Origin of the sequence: Pseudomonas protegens, from assembly GCF_003732485.1 — a bacterium.
In the GTDB taxonomy this organism is placed as follows: Bacteria; Pseudomonadota; Gammaproteobacteria; order Pseudomonadales; family Pseudomonadaceae; genus Aquipseudomonas; species Aquipseudomonas protegens_B.
In genome coordinates this window covers 63,142-72,931 of sequence record NZ_MOAK01000073.1, presented here as the reverse complement: position 1 = coordinate 72,931, position 9,790 = coordinate 63,142, and the positions used below count along the sequence as shown (strand labels likewise).

Sequence of the window (9,790 nt, the reverse complement as noted above, 5' to 3'; positions counted from 1 at the left end):
CCTGCTGCTCTCCCCGCCAAGCCTGTGGCAGCGGCGCGGATTGCACTGGCTGTTGCAGGGTCTGTTCAGCCTGAGCCTGTTCGCCATGCTCTTCACCGCCGTCGCGGAATGGTTGTTCTGGGACGAGTTCGGCGTACGTTTCAACTTCATCGCCGTCGACTACCTGGTGTATTCCGACGAAGTCCTCAACAACATTCTCGAGTCCTACCCGATCGGCCTGTACATGGGGCTGCTGGCCCTGACGGCAATCGCCCTGAGCCTGGCTCTGCGCAGGCCGCTGAAAGCGGCCCTGGATGCGCCCTTGCCGTCTCTGCGCGCTCGTCTGCTCAGCGCCCTGGGGCTAATGCTGGTGGCCGGCACCAGCCTGCAACTGCTCAGCCAGGACAGTCCGCGGGCCCAGGGCGGCAATGCCTACCAGAATGAGCTGGCGAGCAACGGTCCGTATCAGTTCTTTGCCGCGTTTCGCAATAACGAGCTGGATTACCAGCAGTTCTATCGCAGCCTGCCCACCGATGTGGTGGCCCGCCAGATGCGCGCCGAACTCAACGAGCCCAATGCCCGCTTCATCGGCAAGGACCCGCTGGACATCCGTCGCGCCATCGACAACCCCGGCACCCCGCGCACACCCAATATCGTCCTGGTGACCATAGAAAGCTTCAGCGCCAAGTACATGGGCAGCAACGGCGACGACCGCAACCTGACCCCCAACCTGGATGCGTTGCGCCAGCAGAGCCTGTACTTCAACAACTTCTACGCCACCGGCACCCGCACCGACCGCGGCCTGGAAGCCATCACCCTGGCGATTCCCCCTACCCCAGGACGCTCCATCGTCAAGCGCATCGGACGTGAAAGTGGTTTCGCCAGCCTTGGCCAGCAACTGCGGGCCGTGGGCTACGACAGTGTCTTTGTCTATGGCGGCCGGGGTTACTTCGACAACATGAATGCCTTCTTCAGTGGCAACGGCTACCGCGTGGTAGACCAGAGCAGCGTCGAGGAATCCGAGATCCACTTCAAGAACGCCTGGGGCATGGCCGACGAAGACCTTTACACCCAGACCCTGAAGCTGGCGGACGCCGACTACGCACAGCAGCGGCCCTTCCTGTTGCAACTGATGACCACCTCCAACCATCGCCCTTACACCTATCCCGATAGCCGGATCGACATCAAGTCCGGCAAGGGCCGGGACGGCGCGGTGAAATACACCGACTACGCCATTGGCGAGTTCCTCAAGGCCGCCCGCCAGAAGCCCTGGTTCGACAACACCATTTTCGTGTTTGTCGCCGATCACACCGCAGGCAGCGCGGGCAAGGAAGACCTGCCCATCAGCAACTATCAGATTCCGTTGTTCATCTATGCGCCCAAGCTGATTCCGGCGCGGGAAAGTGCACAGCTGGCCAGCCAGATCGACCTGGCGCCAACCCTGCTGGGCCTGTTGAACCTGGACTACGAGTCGACCTTCTTCGGACGCAACCTACTGCAGGACAACCCCCGGCCTCCCCGGGTGCTGGTGGGCAACTATCAGCACCTGGGCCTGTTCGACGGCCAGGACCTGGCGATTCTCAGCCCGCGCCAGGGGTTGCGCCGGCATGACCAGGCCCTGGGCGCCAGCCAGGAATCCCGGGTACCGGACAACGACCCGCTGATCCAGCGCGGTATCAGTTACTACCAGAGCGCCAGTTATGGCTTCAAGCAGCAACTGTTGAGCTGGAAGGCGCCCAAGGCCTCGGCGGTCGAGTTGAGTCAGCGCTGAAGTCATTCGCGGGCAAGCCCGCTCCTACAGAGGTGCATCGTTGCAGGAGCGGGCTTGCCCGCGAAGATCCAGGCGCCCCCTCATATCCCAGGCATAAAAAAGCCCCGCCGGTTTTCACCGGCGGGGCTTTTTCAGTACAGGGGTAAGGCTGGCTTACATCATGCCGCCCATGCCACCCATGCCGCCCATGTCTGGCATGCCGCCAGCTGCAGGCTTGTCTTCCACGATTTCAGCAACAGCGGCTTCGGTGGTCAGGATCAGACCGCCGATGGACGAAGCGGCTTGCAGCGCGGAACGGGTTACCTTGGTTGGGTCCAGGATGCCCATTTCGATCATGTCGCCGTATTCGCTGGTGGCAGCGTTGTAACCGAAGTTACCGGAACCCTGCTTGACCTTGTCCACGACCACGCTTGGCTCGTCACCGGAGTTGGCAACGATCTGACGCAGTGGAGCTTCGATAGCGCGACGCAGAACAGCGATACCCACGTCCTGGTCGGCGTTGTCGCCCTTCAGGTCGTTGATGCCTTGCAGAGCACGGATCAGGGCTACGCCACCGCCAGGTACCACGCCTTCTTCAACGGCTGCACGGGTAGCGTGCAGGGCGTCTTCAACGCGGGCTTTCTTCTCTTTCATTTCAACTTCGGAGCCGGCGCCAACCTTGATCACTGCAACGCCGCCGGACAGCTTGGCCAGACGCTCTTGCAGTTTTTCACGGTCGTAGTCGGACGAAGTGTCGGCGACTTGTTGACGGATCTGAGTCACACGAGCCTGGATGTCCGCTTCAACGCCAGCACCGTCGATGATGGTGGTGTTTTCTTTGGACAGGATCACGCGCTTGGCGTTACCCAGGTGCTCCAGGGTGGTGCTTTCCAGGCTCAGGCCGATCTCTTCGGAGATAACGGTACCGCCGGTCAGAACGGCGATGTCCTGCAGCATGGCCTTGCGACGGTCGCCGAAGCCCGGTGCCTTGACGGCAGCGACTTTGACGATACCGCGCATGTTGTTCACAACCAGAGTCGCCAGGGCTTCGCCTTCAACGTCTTCAGCCACGATCAGCAGTGGGCGGCCGGCTTTGGCAACGGCTTCCAGCACTGGCAGCATTTCGCGGATGTTGGAGATCTTCTTGTCCACCAGCAGGATCAGCGGGCCGTCGAGTTCGGCGACCATGGTGTCCGGCTTGTTGATGAAGTAAGGGGACAGGTAGCCACGGTCGAACTGCATGCCTTCTACAACCGACAGTTCGTTTTCCAGGCCCGAGCCTTCTTCAACGGTGATCACGCCTTCTTTACCGACTTTTTCCATGGCTTCGGCAATGATGTCGCCGATGGAGTTGTCGGAGTTGGCGGAGATGGTGCCGACCTGAGCGATGGCTTTGGAGTCAGCGCATGGCTTGGACAGACCTTTCAGCTCTTTGACGATGGCGATGGTCGCCTTGTCGATGCCGCGTTTCAGGTCCATCGGGTTCATGCCGGCAGCGACGGCTTTCAGGCCTTCGTTGACGATCGACTGAGCCAGAACGGTAGCGGTGGTGGTGCCGTCGCCAGCGTCATCGTTGGCACGGGAGGCAACGTCTTTGACCAGCTGCGCGCCCATGTTTTCGAAGCGATCTTTGAGCTCGATTTCTTTGGCTACGGAAACGCCGTCCTTGGTGATGGTCGGAGCGCCGAAGCTCTTCTCGATGATCACGTTACGGCCTTTCGGGCCCAGGGTCGCTTTTACTGCGTCAGCCAGGACGTTGACACCGGTGAGCATTTTCTTGCGGGCGGAATCGCCGAATTTAACTTCTTTAGCAGCCATGATCGATATTCCTTAAATACTGTGTAGTAGCGGGAAAATACGTGGGAAATCAGCCTTCGATAACGGCGAGAATTTCGTTCTCGGCCATTACCAGCAGATCTTCGCCATCGACTTTCACGGTGTTGCTGCCGGAGTACGGGCCAAACACCACTTTGTCACCCACTTTCACGGCCAGCGCACGTACTTCACCGTTGTCCAGCACACGGCCGGTACCTACAGCGACGATTTCGCCACGGTTAGGTTTTTCAGCAGCCGAACCAGGCAGAACGATACCGCCGGCAGTTTTCGATTCTTCTTCGCTGCGACGGATGACGACGCGGTCATGCAGAGGACGAAGCTTCATTGTCGATCTCTCCTAATTGTGGTTTTCAACGGCCGGTGTCGATACCGGCGGGTTAGCAAATCCGGCGTGGCCGGTTGCGGCTCGACGAGCGAGACGCGGAAGTCTGTCTGGTGTCAGCACCAGAAACCTTGCGGTGACCGTTACATAAGGGCGCATAAGGTTATTACAAGGGCAGGCTGATGAAATTTTTTACATCACCCGGGTTAAAACGAACACGGCACCCGAAGGTGCCGTGTGTTTGAGGCCAGTTATCAAGAATCGCGATGCTCGAACTCACCTTCAATGACATTGGGCTCACGGCCCAACGGCTGTTGCGGCGCAGGGCCGCCACGGGCCGCACGCATGTCATCGGCAAAGGCGCGTTGGCGCAAGGCCTGCTCCTCGGCACGCTGGCGCATTTTTTTGGCCAGCAGGCGACGGCTGATGGGTAGCAGCATCAGCAGGCCGAATACGTCGCTGATGAAACCCGGCAGGATCAGCAGGCCGCCACCCAAGGCCAGCATCAGCCCCTCGAGCATCTGCTGGGCCGGCAACTCACCGCGATTGAGGCTTTCACGGGCACGCAGTGCCGTGGCCAATCCGGCCACGCGCAACACCAGCACACCGAGCATCGAACCGAGAATGATCAGCAGCAGTGCCGGGAAAAACCCGATGGCCGCGCTGACCTTGACGAAGACGAACAGCTCCAGCACCGGGAACAGTAAAAAGAGCAACAGAAAAGGGCGCATCAAATGGTTTCCTCTGCGGAAGAATGCCTTCCAGTAGACCGTAAATGACGTCGCCAATTCGTGAATTCAAGCACCCGGTGCCGGATTTTTCGGCCATTGATCGGCGTGGGCCAGAAAAACCAGGGCTTCGCGCACTTGTGTCGGCGTGTTGCAAAGACTTGGGAATGGCAGCCAGTAGAGTGCCTGGCCAATGCGCAGGTGCATGCCTTCGCTGTCGATCCCGGCCAGTTGCGCCGGCACGCTGTGCGGCAGTCCCGTCAGTTCCACGTAGTGAGCAATGGCTTTGGCGTGGTCGCTGTTCATATGTTCCACCATGCTCAACTCGGCCTTGCCGGCGAACGGGTTGGCCAGGGCCACTTGATCCACCCAGTGAATGGCGCCGAAACCGCCGATGTAGCGATGACGCACCGGCTTGAGTACCCAGAAATCGAAGTCATGGGCCTTGTGGTAGTTCTGGGATTCCGGGAAGTAGCGGTAGTAGCGCTCGGCGGCGGCCTCGATAGCGTCCTGGTCCTCAAGCTTCTCGGCTTCGGCCAGGTAGGTCAGGCGCCCCACCGCTTGCACGTCATCGGCATCGCGCTCGCCTACCAGCAGCGAGCACTTGGAATCCTTCTGCAGATTGTGGGTGTGCTGGGCGATGCGGCTGATGAGAATCAGGGGGCGCCCCTCGGCATCCAGGCAATAAGGCACCACGGAACCAAAGGGAAAACCCGGCATGGCCTTGGAGTGCGTCGACAACACGCCGCGGTATTCCTTGAGCAGCAATTCTCGTGCATTCTTGGCAGCTTCAACGCTCACTTTATGACTCCTTCTATAGAATCCGTCGAAAACGGACGGGCGCCTGGAGCATTGTTCCAGCTACGCCAACGGGGCAATTCTCATCTGCAGCCAGGCCAGGTCCGGCAGCCGGCCGAGGTTCCCCGAAAAGGACCACCCCTCAAGACCTGCTAGCGGGACATGCGAATGCAACTCACTGACAAAGTAATCATTATCACTGGCGGTTGCCAAGGTCTGGGCCGCTCCATGGCCGAGTATTTCGCCGCCAAGGGCGCACGACTGGCCCTAGTGGATCTGAACCAGGAAAAACTCGACCAGGCCGTGGCGGCCTGCAAGGCCCTCGGCGTCGAGGCCCGCGCCTATCTGTGCAATGTGGCCAATGAAGAACAAGTGAGCCATATGGTGGCCCAGGTCGCCGAAGACTTCGGCGCCATCCACGGTCTGATCAACAACGCCGGAATCCTGCGCGACGGCCTGCTGCTCAAGGTCAAGGACGGCGAGATGACCAAGATGAGCCTGGCCCAGTGGCAGGCGGTGATCGACGTCAACCTGACCGGGGTGTTCCTCTGCACTCGGGAAGTGGCGGCGAAAATGGTGGAGTTGAACAACAGCGGCGCGATCATCAACATTTCCTCGATCTCTCGCGCCGGCAATGTCGGCCAGACCAACTACTCGGCAGCCAAGGCAGGCGTGGCGGCAGCCACCGTGACCTGGGCCAAGGAACTGGCGCGCTACGGGATTCGCGTGGCGGGGATTGCCCCCGGCTTTATCGAGACCGAGATGACCCTGGGCATGAAACCCGAAGCCCTGGAGAAGATGACCTCAGGCATTCCGCTCAAGCGCATGGGCAAGCCGGAAGAGATCGCCCACTCGGCGGCCTATATCTTCGAGAACGACTATTACACCGGACGCATCCTGGAGATGGACGGCGGCCTGCGCATCTGAACCTGTAATCGCAACTGTAGGAGTCGGCTTGCCGGCGAAGGCGATCCATAAGATCGCATTCGCCGGCAGTGCCTGTTTCCGACGTCAGTCGTCGCTGATGGTGATGTTGGGCATCGCCGGAGCGGCGGCTTCCTGCAATACGATGCGTGCTCCGACGTGCCGGGCCAGTTCCTGATAGACCATGGCGATCTGGCTTTCAGGCTCGGCGATCACTGTTGGCTTGCCGCCGTCGGCCTGCTCGCGGATCAGCATCGACAGCGGCAGCGAAGCCAGCAACTCGACGTCGTACTGGCTGGCCAGCTTCTCGCCGCCGCCTTCGCCGAACAAATGCTCCGCATGGCCGCAGTTGGAGCAGATGTGCACCGCCATGTTTTCCACCACGCCCAGCACCGGGATGTTGACCTTGCGGAACATCTCCACGCCCTTGCGCGCATCCAGCAACGCCAGGTCTTGCGGTGTGGTAACGATCACTGCGCCGGCCACCGGGACTTTCTGCGCCAGGGTCAGTTGGATATCGCCAGTGCCCGGCGGCATGTCGATCACCAGATAGTCGAGGTTGCCCCAGTCGGTCTGGGTCACCAGTTGCAGCAAGGCGCCGGAGACCATCGGGCCACGCCAGACCATCGGCGTGTTGTCGTCGGTGAGGAAAGCCATGGACATGACCTCGACCCCGTGGGACTCGATGGGCACGAACCACTTCTGGTCCTTGATCTTCGGCCGGGTGCCTTCGGCAATGCCGAACATGATGCCCTGGCTCGGACCATAGATGTCGGCGTCGAGAATCCCCACCTTGGCGCCTTCCCGGGCCAGGGCCAGGGCCAGGTTGGCCGCGGTGGTGGACTTGCCCACGCCGCCCTTGCCGGAAGCCACCGCCACCACGTTCTTGACGTTGGCCAGGCCCGGGATCTGCGCCTGGGCCTTGTGCGCGGCGATCACGCTGGTGATCTCGACCTTGGCCGAAGCGACACCGTCCAGACCTTCGATAGCCAGTTGCAGCATCTGCGCCCAGCCACTCTTGAACAGACCGGCGGCATAACCCAGTTCCATCCGGACCAGGACCTTATCGCCCTGGACATCAATGGCCCGCACACAGCCGGCGCTGACCGGGTCCTGGTTCAGGTAAGGGTCGGTGTATTGGCGAAGAACGGCTTCCACCGCTGCGCGATTGACGGCGCTCATGGGCAACTCCGATAACAAGACAGGAAAATCAGCCGGCTATCCTACGCCGCCGACTCCTTCGTGGCGAGAAAGCTTGCTGTGCACAATGTGCCCGGAAGGATGAAAAATCCGCGCTGGCGCTTTATAGTGGCCGACCTCCGTTTCATCAAGTAGCCGAGCCCCATGTCCGAGCCACGCAAGATCCTCGTCACCAGCGCCCTGCCCTATGCCAATGGTTCCATCCACCTTGGCCACATGCTTGAGTACATCCAGACCGACATGTGGGTGCGCTTCCAGAAGCATCGCGGCAACCAATGCATCTATGTCTGCGCCGACGACGCACACGGCTCGGCCATCATGTTGCGCGCGGAAAAGGAAGGCATCACCCCGGAACAACTGATCGCCAATGTCCAGGCTGAACACAGCGCCGACTTTGCCGAGTTCCTGGTGGACTTCGACAACTTCCACTCGACCCACGCCGAAGAAAACCGCGAGCTGTCGAGCCAGATCTACCTCAAGCTGCGGGACGCCGGGCACATCGCCACGCGCTCCATCACTCAGTATTTCGACCCGGAAAAGAAAATGTTCCTGGCCGACCGCTTCATCAAGGGCACCTGCCCGAAGTGCGGCACTGAGGACCAGTACGGCGACAACTGCGAAAAATGTGGCGCCACCTATGCCCCGACCGACCTGAAAGATCCAAAGTCGGCGATCTCCGGCGCCACCCCGGTGCTCAAGGATTCCCAGCACTTCTTCTTCAAGCTGCCGGACTTCCAGCAGATGCTGCAGACCTGGACCCGCAGCGGCACCCTGCAGGACGCCGTCGCCAACAAGATCGCCGAGTGGCTGGATGCCGGCCTGCAGCAGTGGGACATCTCCCGCGACGCGCCGTACTTCGGTTTCGAGATCCCGGACGAGCCGGGCAAGTACTTCTACGTGTGGCTGGACGCGCCGATCGGCTACATGGCCAGTTTCAAGAACCTCTGCAGCCGTCGTCCGGAACTGGACTTCGACGCGTTCTGGGGCAAGGACTCCACCGCCGAGCTGTACCACTTCATCGGCAAGGACATCGTCAACTTCCACGCGCTGTTCTGGCCCGCCATGCTCGAAGGCGCCGGCTACCGCAAGCCGAGCGGCATCAACGTCCACGGCTACCTCACGGTCAACGGCCAGAAGATGTCCAAGTCCCGTGGCACCTTCATCAAGGCCCGCACCTACCTGGAGCACCTGTCGCCGGAATACCTGCGCTACTACTACGCCTCCAAGCTGGGCCGTGGCGTCGACGACCTGGACCTGAACCTCGAAGACTTCGTGCAGAAGGTCAACTCCGACCTGGTGGGCAAGGTGGTGAACATCGCCAGCCGCTGCGCCGGTTTCATCCACAAGGGCAATGCCGGGCTGATGGTCGACAGCAATGCCGCCCCCGAGCTGACCGAGGCCTTCCTGGCCGCGGCGCCAAGCATCGCCGACGCCTATGAAGCCCGTGACTTTGCCCGCGCCATGCGCGAGATCATGGGGCTGGCCGACCGCGCCAACGCCTGGATCGCCGACAAGGCGCCATGGTCGCTGAACAAGCAGGAAGGCAAGCAGGCTGAAGTCCAGGCCATCTGCGCCACCGGTATCAACCTGTTCCGCCAACTGGTGATTTTCCTCAAGCCGGTGCTGCCGCTGCTGGCCGCCGATGCCGAAGCCTTCCTGAACGTTCCGGCACTGACCTGGAACGATCACCAGCACCTGCTGGCCAACCATCAACTCAACGAATTCAAGCCGCTGATGACGCGGATCGACCCGGTAAAAGTCCAAGCCATGACCGACGCCTCGAAAGAAGACCTGGCCGCCAGCCAGACCGACACCGGCGCAGCCACGCCAGCAGGCAACGGCGAACTGGCCAAGGACCCGCTGTCACCGGAAATCGACTTCGACGCCTTCGCCGCCATCGACCTGCGCGTCGCCTTGATCGTCAAGGCCGAAGCTGTGGAAGGTGCCGACAAGCTATTGCGCCTGACCCTGGATATCGGTGATGAGCAGCGCAACGTGTTCTCCGGGATCAAGAGCGCCTACCCGGACCCGTCCAAGCTCGATGGTCGCCTGACCATGATGATCGCCAACCTCAAGCCGCGGAAAATGAAATTCGGCATCTCCGAGGGCATGGTGATGGCCGCCGGCCCTGGCGGTGAAGAGATCTACCTGCTGAGCCCGGACAGCGGCGCCAAGCCCGGCCAGCGGATCAAGTAAGGCCGCAGGCTGGACCCCGTCCCCCCCTTGCGCCCCGCGCAACGGGGGGATTTGTAT

Annotated in this window: 8 protein-coding genes; 3 read left to right on the top strand and 5 right to left on the bottom strand. The window is 61.1% G+C overall.

Translation table 11 applies throughout. The features are described 5' to 3' along the window. Positions 1-1,750, top strand: a 1,750-nt coding sequence (locus tag BLX41_RS18575; RefSeq protein WP_259745003.1) for an LTA synthase family protein, incomplete at its 5' end; no start/stop codon positions are given. Between the two features lie 153 nt (positions 1,751-1,903). On the opposite strand, the gene groL is transcribed toward BLX41_RS18575, so the two are convergent. The 4 genes from groL to BLX41_RS18550 form a co-directional block, all read right to left on the bottom strand. After that, positions 1,904-3,547 (bottom strand): chaperonin GroEL, encoded by a 1,644-nt coding sequence (groL, locus tag BLX41_RS18570; RefSeq protein WP_025129665.1) that lies wholly within the window; start codon positions 3,545-3,547, stop codon positions 1,904-1,906. Between the two features lie 49 nt (positions 3,548-3,596). Beyond that, entirely contained in the window at positions 3,597-3,890 is a 294-nt protein-coding gene (locus BLX41_RS18565) for a co-chaperone GroES (RefSeq protein ID WP_011063093.1), read from the bottom strand. Between the two features lie 251 nt (positions 3,891-4,141). Beyond that, positions 4,142-4,618, bottom strand: coding sequence for an FxsA family protein (locus BLX41_RS18555; RefSeq protein ID WP_123726064.1), 477 nt, complete (start codon positions 4,616-4,618; stop codon positions 4,142-4,144). A gap of 66 nt (positions 4,619-4,684) precedes the next feature. After that, entirely contained in the window at positions 4,685-5,416 is a 732-nt protein-coding gene (locus BLX41_RS18550; RefSeq protein WP_123726063.1) for a HugZ family pyridoxamine 5'-phosphate oxidase, read from the bottom strand. Between the two features lie 165 nt (positions 5,417-5,581). On the opposite strand from BLX41_RS18550, the gene BLX41_RS18545 reads away from it, so the two are divergent. After that, positions 5,582-6,340 carry an SDR family oxidoreductase gene (locus BLX41_RS18545; protein WP_123726062.1) on the top strand — a complete coding sequence of 253 codons (759 nt, stop codon included), beginning with the start codon at positions 5,582-5,584 and terminating at the stop codon, positions 6,338-6,340. Between the two features lie 84 nt (positions 6,341-6,424). Here BLX41_RS18545 and apbC read toward each other — a convergent pair whose 3' ends face one another. Further along, positions 6,425-7,519: an iron-sulfur cluster carrier protein ApbC gene (gene apbC / locus BLX41_RS18540; protein WP_123726061.1), complete on the bottom strand. Its 1,095-nt coding sequence runs from the start codon at positions 7,517-7,519 to the stop codon at positions 6,425-6,427. A 162-nt stretch (positions 7,520-7,681) separates the two neighbouring features. Here apbC and metG point away from each other — a divergent pair, with 162 nt between their 5' ends. After that, entirely contained in the window at positions 7,682-9,733 is a 2,052-nt protein-coding gene (gene metG, locus BLX41_RS18535; protein WP_123726060.1) for a methionine--tRNA ligase, read from the top strand. Positions 9,734-9,790 lie beyond the last annotated feature (57 nt).